Annotated in this window: 15 protein-coding genes and 1 riboswitch; of the genes, 8 read left to right on the top strand and 7 right to left on the bottom strand. The window is 70.8% G+C overall.

Annotation, left to right across the window (positions count from 1 at the left end):
- Positions 1-40 precede the first annotated feature (40 nt).
- Positions 41-310, bottom strand: a complete 270-nt coding sequence (locus AB0J78_RS12735; protein ID WP_363789077.1) for a DUF1876 domain-containing protein — start codon at positions 308-310, stop codon at positions 41-43.
- A gap of 183 nt (positions 311-493) precedes the next feature.
- Positions 494-618, top strand: a riboswitch (cobalamin riboswitch).
- Positions 619-697: 79 nt separating this feature from the next.
- On the opposite strand from AB0J78_RS12735, the gene AB0J78_RS12740 reads away from it, so the two are divergent.
- From AB0J78_RS12740 to cobA, 4 genes are read left to right on the top strand one after another with little or no spacing between them, the layout of a single operon-like run.
- Positions 698-1,750 (top strand): nickel transporter, encoded by a 1,053-nt coding sequence (locus tag AB0J78_RS12740; protein ID WP_363789078.1) that lies wholly within the window; start codon positions 698-700, stop codon positions 1,748-1,750.
- Between the two features lie 15 nt (positions 1,751-1,765).
- Positions 1,766-2,377, top strand: coding sequence for a precorrin-8X methylmutase (locus AB0J78_RS12745; RefSeq protein WP_363789079.1), 612 nt, complete (start codon positions 1,766-1,768; stop codon positions 2,375-2,377).
- Positions 2,374-3,279 carry a sirohydrochlorin chelatase gene (locus AB0J78_RS12750; protein WP_363789080.1) on the top strand — a complete coding sequence of 302 codons (906 nt, stop codon included), beginning with the start codon at positions 2,374-2,376 and terminating at the stop codon, positions 3,277-3,279. Before AB0J78_RS12745 ends, AB0J78_RS12750 begins: the two co-directional genes overlap by 4 nt.
- Entirely contained in the window at positions 3,260-4,471 is a 1,212-nt protein-coding gene (gene cobA, locus AB0J78_RS12755) for a uroporphyrinogen-III C-methyltransferase (protein ID WP_363789081.1), read from the top strand. The genes AB0J78_RS12750 and cobA overlap by 20 nt, the downstream gene beginning before the upstream one ends.
- A gap of 205 nt (positions 4,472-4,676) precedes the next feature.
- On the opposite strand, the gene AB0J78_RS12760 is transcribed toward cobA, so the two are convergent.
- From AB0J78_RS12760 to AB0J78_RS12770, 3 genes are all read right to left on the bottom strand, one after another.
- Positions 4,677-6,065 carry a DEAD/DEAH box helicase gene (locus AB0J78_RS12760; RefSeq protein ID WP_363789313.1) on the bottom strand — a complete coding sequence of 463 codons (1,389 nt, stop codon included), beginning with the start codon at positions 6,063-6,065 and terminating at the stop codon, positions 4,677-4,679.
- Positions 6,066-6,400: 335 nt separating this feature from the next.
- Positions 6,401-7,144 carry a peroxide stress protein YaaA gene (yaaA, locus tag AB0J78_RS12765; RefSeq protein ID WP_363789082.1) on the bottom strand — a complete coding sequence of 248 codons (744 nt, stop codon included), beginning with the start codon at positions 7,142-7,144 and terminating at the stop codon, positions 6,401-6,403.
- Between the two features lie 18 nt (positions 7,145-7,162).
- A complete protein-coding gene (locus AB0J78_RS12770) occupies positions 7,163-8,032 on the bottom strand; it encodes a hypothetical protein (RefSeq protein ID WP_363789083.1) in 870 nt (289 codons plus the stop codon).
- A gap of 509 nt (positions 8,033-8,541) precedes the next feature.
- Between AB0J78_RS12770 and AB0J78_RS12775 the strand changes: the two genes are divergently transcribed.
- Both AB0J78_RS12775 and AB0J78_RS12780 read left to right on the top strand, forming a co-directional pair.
- Positions 8,542-10,287 carry a proline--tRNA ligase gene (locus AB0J78_RS12775; protein ID WP_363789084.1) on the top strand — a complete coding sequence of 582 codons (1,746 nt, stop codon included), beginning with the start codon at positions 8,542-8,544 and terminating at the stop codon, positions 10,285-10,287.
- A gap of 81 nt (positions 10,288-10,368) precedes the next feature.
- Complete coding sequence (locus AB0J78_RS12780; RefSeq protein WP_363789085.1) at positions 10,369-11,202, top strand: phosphatidylinositol-specific phospholipase C/glycerophosphodiester phosphodiesterase family protein; 834 nt, start codon at positions 10,369-10,371, stop codon at positions 11,200-11,202.
- Positions 11,203-11,218: 16 nt separating this feature from the next.
- Here the strand turns inward: AB0J78_RS12780 and AB0J78_RS12785 are convergent, their stop codons facing one another.
- Complete coding sequence (locus tag AB0J78_RS12785) at positions 11,219-11,629, bottom strand: secondary thiamine-phosphate synthase enzyme YjbQ (RefSeq protein WP_363789086.1); 411 nt, start codon at positions 11,627-11,629, stop codon at positions 11,219-11,221.
- Between the two features lie 57 nt (positions 11,630-11,686).
- On the opposite strand from AB0J78_RS12785, the gene AB0J78_RS12790 reads away from it, so the two are divergent.
- Both AB0J78_RS12790 and AB0J78_RS12795 read left to right on the top strand, forming a co-directional pair.
- Positions 11,687-12,712: an aminotransferase class V-fold PLP-dependent enzyme gene (locus AB0J78_RS12790; RefSeq protein WP_363789087.1), complete on the top strand. Its 1,026-nt coding sequence runs from the start codon at positions 11,687-11,689 to the stop codon at positions 12,710-12,712.
- Positions 12,713-12,773: 61 nt separating this feature from the next.
- Complete coding sequence (locus AB0J78_RS12795) at positions 12,774-13,616, top strand: hypothetical protein (protein WP_363789088.1); 843 nt, start codon at positions 12,774-12,776, stop codon at positions 13,614-13,616.
- Between the two features lie 243 nt (positions 13,617-13,859).
- Here the strand turns inward: AB0J78_RS12795 and AB0J78_RS12800 are convergent, their stop codons facing one another.
- Complete coding sequence (locus AB0J78_RS12800) at positions 13,860-14,309, bottom strand: ferritin-like domain-containing protein (RefSeq protein WP_363789089.1); 450 nt, start codon at positions 14,307-14,309, stop codon at positions 13,860-13,862.
- Positions 14,306-14,794, bottom strand: a complete 489-nt coding sequence (locus AB0J78_RS12805) for a hypothetical protein (RefSeq protein WP_363789090.1) — start codon at positions 14,792-14,794, stop codon at positions 14,306-14,308. The genes AB0J78_RS12800 and AB0J78_RS12805 overlap by 4 nt, the downstream gene beginning before the upstream one ends.
- Positions 14,795-14,855 lie beyond the last annotated feature (61 nt).

Here is a 14,855-nt window from a genome sequence, read left to right on the forward strand (position 1 = left end):
GATCAGCGCGATCTCCCCGTCGACGGTTCTGGGGCGCTGGTCAGGCGGGCAGGTGGACGCGCCTGCGGAGTCGGTCCCCGATGTCGTTGGAGGCGTTGTCCAGGAGCTTGTGGGCGAGTTCGAAGAGGGCTCGCGCGATGGCGATCTCGTCGCCGATCTGCGGTACCTCGGGATCGTCGGGGTGCCTGCGGGCCGTGCCGTGACCGTGCAGCGCCTGCCCGGCGGGAGTGGTGAATCCGACATCCGCGGTCGTCTTCGCCCCTGCCTCCACGACCTGCAGGTTCAGCGTGATCGAGTGCGTCTCGTTCATGGTGGCCTCCTTGACGCAGCATCGAGCCGGAGCAATGGGCTCACCCGACCGTGTACCCCTGTTTGAGCCAGTTGAAAGCGGTATCGACCGACGGGAGCAGCGCGCAGATCACGCAACGTGATCGATTTCACCAGGTTTGACCTCGGACCGTAGATCAGGCAAGGATGACCGTCGCCGACAGTGCAGGAACCCGGTGCGAGTCCGGGACGGTCCCGCCACTGTGACCGGGGAGTGGTCCCCACCCATCGCCACGGCTGTCACCAGCTGGAAGGCGGGGGAACCACGCCGATCCGGGAGTCAGGACACTGCGCGCCGGCCCCGTGCCGCGAACCCGCGGCGCGCGGCCACCGAACCCCGGGCGGGAGAACCCAGGAGGTCGGATATCCCATGAGTCGGGATGCCGAAGTGAGCCGGGACACCACCGGTTGGGGCGCGCGCGAGCGCCGGAAGTCAGCGGTCCTGCTGGCCGCCATCGGAGCACTGCACCTCGCGGGCTGGGGTGCCTACCTGCTGCACGAGCAGGCGTTCAGCACCGCCGGGGGCCTCGCCGCCGCCGGCACCACCGCCTACCTGCTCGGCCTGCGGCACGGCTTCGACGCCGACCACGTCGCCGTCATCGACGACGCGACCCGGCTGCTGATGCAGCGCGGCAGGCGTCCGGTGTCCACCGGCATGTGGTTCGCCCTCGGCCACGCCAGCGTCGTGATGCTGCTGGCCTGCGCGGTCGCCTTCATCGCCGGACCCGCCGCCCAGCAGTGGGCCGAGCAGACCGGCGTGCGCATGGCCACCGCCGTCGACCTGATCGTGGTCGCCGTGCTGACCGCCCTCGCCGTGCTCAACGCGCTCGTGCTGCGCGACGCGTGGCGGCTGCTGCGCCGCGCCCGGAGCGGCGCCATCGACGAAGCCGAGGTCGAGATCGTCCTCGGACGCCGCGGTCTGCTCGCACGACTGCTGCGCGGCCGGATGCAGGGCGTGGCCCGGTCCTGGCACCTGTTCGGCATCGGCCTGCTGTTCGGCCTCGGCATGCAGACCGCCACCGAGATCACCGTCCTGGCGATGGTCACCCCGGGCGCGAACCTGTCGGCCATCGCCGTGCTGAGCCTGCCGCTGCTGTTCGCCGCCGGAATGTGCACTGTGGACAGCGTGGACGGAATGCTGATGTCCCGCGCCTACACCTGGTCCCTGGCCCGCCCGCTGCGGCGGCTGTGGGTCAACGTCACCACCACCGCGCTGACCGTGGGGCTCGCCGCGCTGGTCGCCTTCGTCGTGCTCTCCGGGGTCCTGGCCGAATCCGGCCTGGAATTCCTCGACGGGGTCGCCGCGATCGGGGACCAGTTCGAGCTGCTCGGATACGTGACCCTGGGCCTGTTCCTGCTGGTCTGGGGCGGTGCGGCGGCGTGGTGGCGGTTCGCCGCCCGGAAAAGCGCGGAAATCGCATAGGAAACAGGAACGACCATGAGGCGCACAGTCCATCCGATCGAGACCGAGTCCTACCGGATCATGCGGTCACGAGCCGACTTCGACCGGTTCGAACCGCTGACCCGGGCGGTCGTCGAACGCGTCGTGCACACCACCGCCGACCCCAGCTGGACCGGCGAGGTCGTCGCGGACGAACCCGCGCTGCGGCAAGGCCGCGACGCCCTGCTCGCCGGGGCACCGCTGATCACCGACGTGCGCATGGTCGCCTCCGGCATCACCGCCCGGGAGGTCCGCATCGGCCTGGACTTCCCCGGGGTCACCGACCTCGCCGCCTCCGAAGAGCTCACCCGCTCCGCGGCGGGGATGCGGCTCGCGGCGGCCGAACACCCGCGCGGTGCGGTGTGGGCCGTCGGCAACGCCCCCACCGCGCTCCTCGAACTGCTCCAGCTCGCCGAGAACGGCGAACTGGAACCGGCGCTGATCGTCGGAGTCCCGGTCGGCTTCGTCGGCGCCGTGGACAGCAAGGCCGCACTGCGGCGCAGCGGCCTACCGGCCGTGAGCACCCTGACCGAACGTGGTGGTGCGGCGATCGCCGCCGCCGCCATCAACGCCCTGCTCTACTGGGCAGAACCTGGAGGTAACCGGTGACCGAACCGCTGCTGGTCGTGGGCCACGGCACGGTGGACGAACAAGGCGTCGCGCAGTTCCACGCCTTCCTCGAACGGCTCAAGGCCCGGATGTCGGCAGCCGGTGTCGACAGCTCGGGCGGGTTCATCGAGCTGTCCGCCCCCGCGGTCACCGAAGCCTGGACCGAACTCACCGACAAGGGCCACCGCCGGATGGCCGCGGTGCCGCTGGTGCTGGTCGCCGCCGGGCACGGCAAGGGCGACATCCCCGCCGCTCTCGAACGCGAGGTCCGCCGCCACCCGGGCACGTCCTTCGTCTTCGGGCGCCCGCTCGGGCCGCACCCGATCCTGCTGGACCTGCTCGCCGAGCGGATCGCGGAGCAGGTTCCGCGCGACGAATGGGCCGACACGGCAGTGGTTCTCGTGGGCCGCGGCTCGACCGACCCCGACGCCAACGCCGAGGTGTGCAAGGTCTCACGCCTCTTGCAGGAGACCTGCGGTTTCGAGACGGTTGAGACCGCGTACATCTCCCTGGCATCGCCGGACGTCCCTGGCGGGCTGGACCGGGCTCGCAAGCTCGGGGCCAAGCGCGTCGTGGTGGCCCCGTACTTCCTGTTCGACGGCGTGCTGCCGCAGCGCGTCGTGACGCAGGCGCGCGAGTGGGCCCAGACCGCACCGGAGCTCCAGCTCCACGTCGCCGGATATCTGGGAGACTGCGACGCCCTGGTCGACCTCGTCGTGGAGCGATACCACGAGGCCCTGCACGGTGACATCCGGATGAACTGCGACACCTGCGCGTACCGGGTGCTGCTTCCGGGTTTCGAGGACAAACTGGGTGCACCGCAGACGCCGCACCACCACCCTGACGACCCGACCGGGCACGGTCACGCACACGGACACGCACATGGCCACTCAAACGGATAACCACTACCTCGCCGGACTCGACCTCGCCGGTCGCCGCGTGGTCGTGGTCGGTGCCGGACCCGTCGCGCAGCGACGGCTTCCCCGGCTGATCAACGCCGGCGCCGCCGTCGAGGTGATCGCCCCGCAGGCGACGCCCGCGGTGGAAGCGCTGGCCGACTCGGGCGAGATCACCTGGAGCCGTCGCGAATACCGCGACGGCGACCTCGACGGCGCCTGGTACGCCGTCGCCGCGACCTCGTCCGACGAGGTCAACGCCGCCGTCGGCGCGGAGGCCGAACGCAACCGGGTGTTCTGCGTCCGCTCCGACAACGCCACCGACGGGAGCGCGGTCACCCCCGCCGTCGCCGAGCACGACGGGCTGCTGCTCGGCGTGCTGGCCGGCGGAAAACCGCGCCGCAGCGCCGGAGTTCGCGACGCGCTGCTGGAAGCGATGCAGGCCGGCGTGGTCGACGAGCACCCCGAGCCGCACGCCCCCGGCGTCGCGCTGATCGGCGGCGGCCCCGGCGCCCCGGACCTGATCACGGTCCGCGGACGGCGGCTGCTGGCCAAGGCCGACGTGGTCATCACCGACCACCTGGCGCCGCGGGAGCTGCTGGAGGAGCTGGGCTCGCACGTCGAGGTCATCGACGCCTCGAAGATCCCCTACGGGCGGTCGGCGAGCCAGTCGGTGATCAACGAGACTCTGATCGAGAAGGTTCGCGCGGGCAAGTTCGTGGCCCGGCTCAAGGGCGGCGACCCGTACGTGTTCGGGCGCGGCTTCGAAGAGCTGCTGGCCTGCGCGGAAGCCGGTGTTCCCGTGACCGTGGTGCCGGGCATCACCAGCGCCTTCTCGGCGCCCGCGATGGCCGACGTGCCGGTCACCCACCGGGGCGTGGCGCACGAGGCGGTCGTGGTCTCCGGCCACGTCGCCCCGGACGACGAGCGGTCGCTGGTGGACTGGGAGGCCCTGGCCCGGCTGCGCGGCACGCTCGTGCTGCTCATGGCGGTCCAGCGCATCGAGGCGTTCGCCGAGGTCCTGATCAAGAACGGCCGACCGGCCGACACCCCGGTCGCGGTCGTCCAGGAAGCCACCACCGGGACCCAGCGCTCCCTGAAGACCACCCTGGCCCAGGTCGCCGCAGACGTTCGAACCCACGACATCAAACCCCCCGCGGTAGTGGTCATAGGCCCGGTAGCAGGCCTCAAACCTTGACCCACGACCCCGAAGTGCCCCTGGCGAGCAACCAGCTCCCAGGGGCACCTCACGTCGTCCCGCCTCACCAGGGGCACCGGACTTCAGTGGAAATCAGACCTCCGATTTCCACTGAAATCGGGGAGCTGGCGACGGGACGGGTAGACACGCAGACGCGGACGACCCCGATGGTTCTCGGGGGCGTCCGCGTTCGCGCTATGCGGGGTCAGCGAGGGGAGTTGGAGCGGCGAGCGCGCTGCGGGGCGCCCGTGCGGCCGCCCGACGCTCCGCGGCGGTTGCGGTTCGCGTTGCCGCTCGAGCCGCTCCCACCGTGGTTGGCTCGGCGGGACGGTTCGGTCCCGCGCGGAGCGCGCTGCGGACGGTGCTCACCGCGCGACTTCGCGGGCTTCTGCTGCTGGCGCTGCGGCGCGGCCAGCGGCGTGCCGGACGGCTCGCGGGCGCCGGTGACGCGCGCGAGTTCGGAGTCCTGCGGCCGGACCTCGGTGGTGATGGCCTTCACCCCGGCCTGGTTCGCCATGGCGCGGAACGCCTGCTTCTGGTCGTCGGTCACCAGCGTCACCACCGTGCCGCTGGAACCCGCGCGCGCGGTGCGTCCGGCGCGGTGCAGGTAGTCCTTGGGGTCGGCCGGCGGCTCGACGTGCACCACCAGGCTCACGTCGTCGATGTGGATCCCGCGCGCCGCGACGTTGGTGGCCACCAACGTGCTGGTCGAGGCGTTCTTGAACTCGTCGAGGATGCGGGTGCGGGCGTTCTGCGCCTTCCCGCCGTGCAGCGCACCGGCTTCCACGCCGACGGCGCGCAGCTTCTTGGCGAGCCGGTCCGCGTGGTGCTTGGTGCGCACGAACATGATGGTGCGGCCCTCGCGCGCGGCGATGCGCGACAGCACGTCCTGCTTGTCGGTCGCCGACACCAACAACTGGTGGTGCTCCATGCTGTCCACGCTGGCCGACGGCGGCGCCAGCGAGTGCACCACCGGGTCGGTCATGTACCGCTCGACGAGCTTGTCCACGTCACCGTCGAGAGTCGCGGAGAACAGCAGCCGCTGACCGTCGGAGGGAACCATGTCGAGCAGTTCCCGGACCTGCGGCAGGAATCCCATGTCGGCCATCTGGTCGGCCTCGTCCAGCGCCGTGCGCTCCACCTCGGACAGATCGCAGGTGCCCTGCCGCACGTGGTCGGCCAGCCGACCCGGTGTCGCGACCAGGACGTCCACGCCGCGTCGCAGCGTGTCGACCTGCCGGTTGAACGAGGTTCCGCCGACGACCTCGCGGACGTACAAGCCCAGGGCCTTGGCCAGCGGCTTGAGCGAATCGGTGACCTGGGTGGCCAGTTCGCGGGTGGGCACCAGCACCAGGCCGCGCGGGCGCATCGGCCGCGCGTTCTCGGTCTGCAGCGCCAGCAGCGGAAGCCCGAACGCCAGCGTCTTGCCGGAACCCGTCTGGCCGCGGCCGAGCACGTCACGTCCCGTCAGCGCGTCAGGGATGGTGGCGGCCTGGATCGGGAACGCTTCCCGCATGCCGCTGTCGTGCAGGGCGCGCACCAGGCGGTTGGGCAGTCCGAGATCGGCGAACGGCGCCGGGTCGACGGCCGTCACCCCGACCTCGTCGAACAGGCTGCGCTTGACCGGCTGCGCCTTGGCCTGCGGACGGCGACGTCGCGGACGTCCCGGCTGGCTGCGGCGTGCGGGCGTGGCAGAAGAAGAAGGCACGAAGAGTACTCCCCGGAGGTAGGCACGTCACGGGGAGAGCTTCGCGGGTCTTTCCGCGGGCGATCACGAGGACGAGCCCGGCGCGGTACTGCGCCGATGGGTGGGCGAAAGCGGCGGACGCCGCTCGCATTGCGGCCGAGTGCCAGCCGCAGACAGCCCGCAGTCTATCGGACCGAACGCGGCGTTCGGGGGACAGGCGCCGGGCTGTGCTGTTCGTCTCCTCAAGCCGTGACGACGACGCAGAGCTTGCGGTCGGCTTCGCGCTCCACCCGCAGCCCCGCCTCGGCGGCGACTTCCAGGACGTCCTCGACCGACCGCGGCTCCGCAGGCGCGCAGGCCAGCGCCCGCGCCAACCTGCCCTTGTGGGACTTGTTGTGGTGGCTGACGACCTTGCGCTTCCCCGAAGGGTCCTCGGACAGCACCCGCGCCTCGACGGCACCGCTGACCTTCGCCAACGCCGCGTAGGCGCCCGAGCGCAGGTCCACCACGAGATCGTCGGCTGCGGCCAGCACGGGTTCCAGCACCGGGCGCCACACGCTGCGCAGCGTCCCCAGCCCGGGCAGCGAGCCTCCGCCGGAGAGCCGGTAGGCGGGGATCGAGTCGGTTCCGCGCACCAGTCCGAACAGCGCCGAGGCCACCGCCAGCCGCTCGTCGGCCTGCTTGCGCTGCGCGGGTTCCAGGGAGCCGATGTCCAGGGCGTCGTAGAGCACGCCGGTGTAGCGCTCCAGCGCGGGAGCGGTGGGGGAGGACCACAGCGCGGCGTTGCGCTCCACCTCGTCGACCTGCCGCTCGGAAATCCCCAGAACCTCGAGGCTTCGTGGCACGTCACCAGCCAAAGTGGACAGTGCATCGACGAGCTCGCGGCGCGTCCCGTTCAGCTCAGGGTGCGACATTCCGGCCAGCTCCAGCGGAGCGCCGTCCCCACCAGCAGCCTTGGTCTCCGAAGGAGGAAGCAGAACCAACACGACCACCAGGGTAAGCGGTCACGCGGCCTTCCCCGACCGGCCTCCCAGCGCTGCCGCGACCTCGGCGATGACCTCGTCCACGTGATCGCGGAGCCGGTCGTTGGTCACGACGATCACCGTCCACCCCAACGCTCTGAGCCGATCGCGACGAACGCGGTCGTGCTCCGCCTGAGCCGGATCCGCCGCGACCTCCGCCTCCTCGAAGGCGAGGTCGAGCCGAGCGACGAAGCGATCTCCGTCGAAGACCTCCAGCTGCGGCACGGGATGCATCCCGCGCAGCACGAACTCGACCCGGAGAACCGACTCGGGAACCGATTCGGCCCGCCCGTCCAAGTACGGAACCCGCAGCCGTGCGCGCCTGATCCCGTGGTCGTGCCTGCCGACGAGGAATCCCGCGATCTCGTCCGCCGTGATCACCCCGGCGTGCAGCAGGGCGTCGCAGTGGGCGACCGCCTGCGTGATCGACCGCTGCTTGAGCAGGTCGAACGCGATGCGCGGAAACCCGGCCACGCCGACCCCACGCCACGACGAGTGCTCGAACTCGGCCACCCGGACCGCGGAGCAGCGCAGGCCCTTCCTGCGCATCATCAGGTCGGGATTCGGCACGATCACCTCCACCGGGTCGCCGAACCCGGCGAGGTCCACACCGCGCAACGTCGGGGCCGATCTGCCGGTGATGACCGAGTCTTCGGGGACTGTCAACGCGGCCGCGGCGCATTTCAGGACGTGGGTCAGGGGTGTGGTGGGCGTGGTGTAGACGCCGTGGAACACGCGGAGGAAGCAGGCGTAGATCTGTTCATCCGTCCAACCTGCCGCTCGGGCATCGCAGCGGCGGAAAACGGTGATCGGGACATCGTCGATGACGGGCGGACGTCGTTGGGGGCGCATACCAGGAAGAGGAACGAACCCCCTCCACAGATACACCCGACGACCCTTTCCGGCCTGAAACTCCCTGAAGGTGTGAACCGAACGCTCGGCTTCCGACAGAGGTGACCGGATTACTCCGGTAATCAGGTCCCTGATTACGGGAGTAATTCGGGTCCTCCCGTTCCCGCCCCGGAATACCGCCGTAACCGGAACCCGGAATACCGCCGTAATCGGGGACCTGAATACGGCCGTAATCGGGTCACCCCCCGGTCAGGTGCGTGGTGAGGGGGAGGGGAGTGGGTTTGAGGTGTGAGAGGACGGGTGGTGAGGGGGTTCTGGTCGGGTGGGTTGTGGGGGTCTAGATGGGGCTCGGGTGGGCGCCTGGTGGAGGGTGCTTATTCGTTTGACCTGGTTGTTTGGGGTGCGGGAGCATGGGTGCTCCGCTTCATCCGCAACCGCGCACCACTGCGAGTCGGTGTGGTCGCTACCCTGCCTGTATTCCCATCGGGCCGAACTAGGAGCCAGTAGCCGTGATCACGAGGATGTCGACGTTGTTCCTGCGTACGCTGCGCGAGGATCCGGCCGACGCCGAGGTGCCGAGCCACAAGCTGCTCGTGCGGGCCGGCTACGTGCGGCGCATCGCGCCGGGCATCTACTCGTGGCTGCCGCTGGGTCTGCGCGTGCTGCGCCGGGTCGAGGAGGTCGTGCGCCAGGAGATGGACGCCATCGGCGCGCAGGAGATCCACTTCCCCGCGCTGCTGCCCAAGGAGCCCTACGAGGCGTCCAACCGCTGGACCGAGTACGGGCCGAACCTGTTCCGGCTCAAGGACCGCAAGAACGCCGACTACCTGCTCGGGCCCACGCACGAGGAGCTGTTCACCCTCACCGTCAAGGGCGAGTACAGCTCCTACAAGGACTACCCGGTCGTGCTGTACCAGATCCAGACCAAGTACCGGGACGAGGAGCGCCCCCGCGCGGGCATCCTGCGCGGCCGCGAGTTCGTGATGAAGGACTCCTACTCCTTCGACATCGACGACGAGGGCCTGTCGGCGTCCTACCAGCGGCACCGCGACGCCTACATCAAGCTCTTCGACCGGGTCGGCCTGCGCTACGTGATCGTGGCGGCCACCTCCGGCGCGATGGGCGGTTCGGCCTCGGAGGAGTTCCTGGCCGAGAGCCCCACCGGTGAGGACACCTTCGTCCGCAGCACCGAGTCCGGTTTCGCCGCCAACGTCGAGGCCGTGGTCACCCCCGCGCCGCCCGCGGAGTCCATTGAGGACAAGCCGGCCGCCGAGGTGCACCACACCCCGAGCACGCCGACCATCGAGTCGCTGGTCGACTTCCTCAACTCCAACACCGACCGCAAGTTCACCGCCGCGGACACCCTGAAGAACGTGCTGGTCAAGACCCGCCAGCCGGGTTCGGACGAGTGGCAGCTGCTGGCGATCGGCGTGCCCGGCGACCGCGAGGTCGACATGAAGCGCCTCGAAGCCTCGCTGGAGCCGGCCGAGGTCGCGCTGCTGGACGAGTCCGACTTCGCCGCCAACCCGTTCCTGGTCAAGGGCTACATCGGCCCGAAGGCGTTGCAGGAGAACGGTGTTCGCTACGTCGTCGACCCGCGCGTGGTCACCGGCACCGCCTGGGTCACCGGCGCGGACAAGACCGACCACCACGTGCTGGACCTCGTGTGCGGCCGCGACTTCACGCCGGACGGCACCATCGAGGCAGCCGAGGTCCGCGAGGGCGACCCGTCGCCCGACGGCAGGGGAGCCCTGGTGGCCGCGCGCGGCATCGAGATCGGGCACATCTTCCAACTCGGCCGCAAGTACGCCGACGCGTTCTCGCTGGACGCGCTCGGGCAGGACGGCAAGCCCAAGCGGATCACCATGGGCTCCTACGGCGTCGGCGTGTCCCGCCTGGTCGCGGCCATCGCCGAGCAGAGCCACGACGACATGGGCCTGGCGTGGCCGCGCGAGGTTGCCCCGGCTGACGTGCACGTGGTCATCGCGGGCAAGGACGAGACCGTCCGGGCCCGCGCCGAGGAGATGGCAGCCGAGCTCGACGCGGCCGGCGTGCAGGTGATCCTCGACGACCGCACGGTCTCGCCGGGCGTGAAGTTCGCCGACGCCGAGCTGGTCGGAATCCCGTCGATCCTGGTGGTCGGCAAGGGCCTGGCCAACGGTGTCGTCGAGGTCCGCGACCGGCTCACCGGCGAGCGCACCGAGGTCGCCGCCGACGACGCGGTGGCGCACCTGATCGACGTCGTGCGTGGCTGAATCTCGTCAGCGCACGCCCTGACCCGGGCGATCGCACTAGCCTCCGGTGGTGATCAACTGATCATCACCGGAGGCTTCGTCATGCGGTCCCTCGCACGTTTCCTGCTGCCCGCGCTGGCGGCGCTGACCCTGGTCGCGCCCATCGCGGCCCACGCCGCACCGGCCGCCGACGTCGAACCGTTGGCCCAGGCCCACGGGCACAACGACTACCTGCACGAACGTCCGCTGCTGGATGCGCTGGACCACGGCTTCACCAGCGTCGAGGCCGACATCTACCCGCTGGGCGACTCGCTGCTGATCGGCCACGACCCCTTCCAGCTCAACCCCGACCGGACCATCGAATCGCTGTACTTGGATCCGCTGGTGGAGCGGCTCAACGCCGGGGGCGGCAGCATCTACCCGGGCCACGACGCCGACCTCCAGCTGCTGGTCGACTTCAAGACCTTCGGCGAGGACGGCTACGAGCGGCTCGACGAGATCATGCGCGACCCCAAGTACGCGGGCCTGTTCACCCACTACGAGAACGGCACCGTCACCGAAGGACCGGTGACGGTGGTGATCTCCGGTGAGAAGCCGACCGAGTTCATCGAGGGCCAGTCCGACCGCTACGCGTTCCTCGACGGCGGCACCGGCGGCTCGATCGGCGCCGATCCGGCGCTCGTTCCGCTGGTCTCCGACGACTGGACGCAGGTGTTCAGCTGGGACGGGTCCGGCGACATGCCCGCCGAGGAGCGCGACGAGCTGGAGCAGATCGTGAACGACGCGCACGCCGCCGGTCAGCGCGTCCGCTTCTGGGCCACCCCGGACAGCGCGGGCGCCGAGCGCGACGCCGTGTGGCGCGTGCTCGAGGAGGTCGGCGTCGACCACATCAACACCGACGACCTCGCCGGGCTCCAGGAGTTCCTGAGCGCGTGACGGTTGCGGCTGGGCCTCACCCGTGAAGGAAGCTCAGCCGCACCTTCCGGACCGGGTTGTCGACGTTGGTGTCGACCAGGCACACCGACTGCCAGGTGCCCAGCGCCATCCGGCCGCCCAGCACGGGGATCGTCGCGTAGGGCGGCACGAACGCGGGCATTACGTGGTCGCGGCCGTGACCGGGCGAGCCGTGGCGGTGCCGCCAGCGGTCGTCGTCGGGCAGCAGGTCGCGCAGCGCGGTGAGCAGGTCGTCGTCGCTGCCCGCGCCGGTCTCGATGATCGCCAGTCCCGCGGTCGCGTGCGGCACCCACACGTTGAGCAATCCGTCGCCCGCCCCTGCCGAGCTGAGGAACCGCTGGCACTCGTCGCGCAGATCGCGGACCGCTTCGCGGCCACCGGTGCGGATCTCGATCTCTTCGCTGTGCATGCCCCAACGGTAGGCAAAGATCACCGACGAGGCTTGATCGGTGCGAGGATGGTGGTCATGCGGAAGGCTTTCGACGCGAGCTTCGACGTCCCCGACGGTTACCTCAACACCGCCAGCATCGGCATCCCGCCGACCGAGGCCGTCCGGAAGGTCTCCGAGGCGGTGGAGCGCTGGGGCCGTGGCTCGGACCGGCCCGGTGACTTCGACGGGCCCGTGGCCACCGCCCGCGACGCCTTCGCCCGCCTCATCGGCGTTCCCACCGACCGGGTCGCCATCGGAGCCAGCGCTTCTCAGGTGATCGGCCTGGTCGCGGCCAGCCTGCCCGACCACGCGCGGGTGCTGGTGGCCACCGACGACTTCACCAGCGTGCTGTTCCCGTTCGCCGCGCAGGCCGGCCGCGGCGTCACCGTCACCGAGGTCGACCTGGACGAAATCGGCGAGCGCGCACCGGAGTTCGACCTCGTCGCGGTCAGCGCCGTGCAGTCCAAGGACGGCCGCATCGTCGACTTCGAAGGGCTCGAACTGGCCAAGCAGGAGCGCGGCACGCGCGTGCTGCTCGACGTCACGCAGGCCGCGGGCTGGATGCCGCTGCGGCTGGACTGGGCGGACTGGGTGGCCGGTGCCGGGTACAAGTGGCTGATGGCCCCGCGCGGCTCGGCCTGGCTGGCGGTCCACCCCGACGCGCCGCGACCGGTTCCGCACAGCGCCAACTGGTACGCCGCCGAGGACCCGTGGGAGGCCACCTACGGCCTGCCGCTGCGGCTGTCCGGTGACGCGCGCGGGCTGGACATCTCGCCGGTGTGGCTCGCGCAGGTCGGCGCGGCGGTGTCGATGGAGTGGCTGGCCGGTCTGGATCTCGCCGAGGTCGCCGCGCACTGCAGCGGCCTGGCCGACGGGTTCCGGGCGGAGCTCGGGATGCCGGCCGCCGGTTCGGCGATCGTGTCGGTGGCCGACCCGGATGCCGTGGCCAAGCTCACCTCGGCCGGTGTGGTCTGCGCCAGCCGCGGCGGCCAGGCCAGGGTGTCGTTCCACCTCTACAACACCGCCGAGGACGTCGAAAGGGCGGTCCGCGCACTGCTCTGATCAGCGCAACCGGGCATCGGGTTGTCCGTCCCGTAATCCACAACCGCTACCGTAGGCACTCGTGTCAGACCGACAGGGTGTGCCTGAAGACGTGACGGGAGCGGACGGCAACACGCAGCGTGATACCGCGCCGTTGAGGCGGGACAACGCCTACATCAGGCAGGACCGCCAGGTGGCCGCACCGACCCCGGAGCACGCCACCAGGCCGGTGATCACGCACTCGCCGACGCCGCAGCAAGCGCCCCACCAGGCGCCGCAGCAGCCGTACCCGGGCACCAGCAGACAGCCCGCGCCGCCGCCTCCGCCGCCGAGGCAGCAGCAGACGCGGCGCGTCACGCCCATGGGCTGGGCGCTGCGAGGGCTCGTGCTGCTGCTGATCGCGGTCGTGTCCGGCCTGATCTGGAGCGCCATCAAACCCGATGACGAGGTCGCCGCGCCGCCACCGCTGAAGCTGCGCTACGACTTCACCCTGGTCCGCAAGGAAGAGGCGTTCCAGGGCTGCAAGGGTGTCTCGACCGACTCCATCCAGAACTTCTTCAGCAAGCAGGAGTGCGACCACCTCACCCGCGCGCTCTACACGACGACCCTGCCCGACGGCCGCCGCGTCCTCACCTCGGTGATCACCGTGCTGATGCCGACGCCGCAGTTCGCCACCCAGCTCAACGAGCTGACCACCAAGGACGGCACCGGCAACATCCGGGACCTGGTGGACGACGAGCGCGACGGCACCAGCGACATGCCCGACCTCGACGACGCGGCCTACGCCTCGGGGCGGCAGGACCGGCTGGTCGTGATCGGCGACTCGGCGTTCTACAGCAAGTCCTCGAAGAAGGACCCGGCGCTCAGCGACGTCACCAACGAGGCCCTCAAGCTCGGCTGGCCCCAGGACCAGGCCCCGAAATGACCAGGTCCCAGCACCGCGGCTGAGGACAGGCGCTCCTAGGAGCAGTTGCGTTGCTCAGCGGTGCCAGTGGCAGGACCTGAGCGGTTCCGTGGACTCCGTGCGCCACTCCTGATGTATGCCGCTTACCCAGGGGGTGGACATCGGCGTCGCGGCGTACTCGCCACGAAACCGCTCAGAACCTGCGGCGGTGCAGGTTGAGTCCCGCACCTGAAACAGTGGCTCCGCCGCGTTCTTGAACAGCCCCTAGGCGCGCTGGCCGGGGAAGTTCTCCGCGGCGGGCTGGCGTCCCAGCGTCAGCCGCCAGCGGGTCGCCCTGGTGGCCGAGGTGGTCAGGCCGTCCAGCGCGGTCCGGCGCATCCCGGGGTCCTCGGTGCTGTCCAGCACGGAGCGCCAGCCGACCTGGCAGTCGCTCTCGGTGGTGATCAGCAGTTCGATCGCCTTCGACTGGCCGGCCACGTCGCCGCCGACGTCGTAGGCGGGCTGAGCCGGGGTCGGCGTCAAACCCGCCTGGCGCATCGCCTGCTCGGCGGTGTCGCGCAGCCGGGTGTGCGCATCGACGGCCTCCTCGATCGCGCTGCGCACCCGCGCCTCGCCGACGAAGGCGTTGGCCAGCCCGTAGACCCACAGCGCCGCGTGCTCGGCGCCCAGCGCGTCGCCGAGAGCCTTGGCGGTCTGCTCCGAGATCTCGCTCAACCCAGCACCTCCTGCAGGCACGCACAACTCGCGGACACCGAAGCCACCACGCCCGCGCGGTAGCCGGACAGCCCGGGAACGAGCTTCGCCGCCTGCTCCTGGCCCTCGCGCACCGCGGCGCGCAGCGCGTCGGCGGCGGCGTCGGCGGAGGACGGCGCCTTCTTCGGCGCCGGATCGGGCACCGACGGCGGGTCCTCGGGGTCGCGCGGCGCGACCCGGTCGATCTCCCGCTGCAACGCGCCGGCGTGCGCCGTTCGCGCCGCGGCGAGCTCGCGCGCCGTCTCGGCCATCCCGGAGTGCCTGCGCGCGATCGCGTTGGCCAGCGCGGCATCGGCCTTCGCGGCGGTCGCCAGCGGCAGCAGCTGATCGGGCTCGTCGGATCCGGTACCGCACGCGGCCAGCACGGCCGCGGCGGGCGCGGCGGCGAACAACCGCAGAACACGTCGGCGCTCGATCACCGGCAGGGATGCGCGGGGGAGGTCCACGACGACCTATCCTGCCAGGCACCGCGATCAACGCGCGCACCCTGGGGGCCACCGCTGGAGC

Source organism: Saccharopolyspora sp. NPDC049426 (assembly GCF_040676935.1).
Lineage (GTDB): Bacteria > Actinomycetota > Actinomycetes > Mycobacteriales > Pseudonocardiaceae > Saccharopolyspora.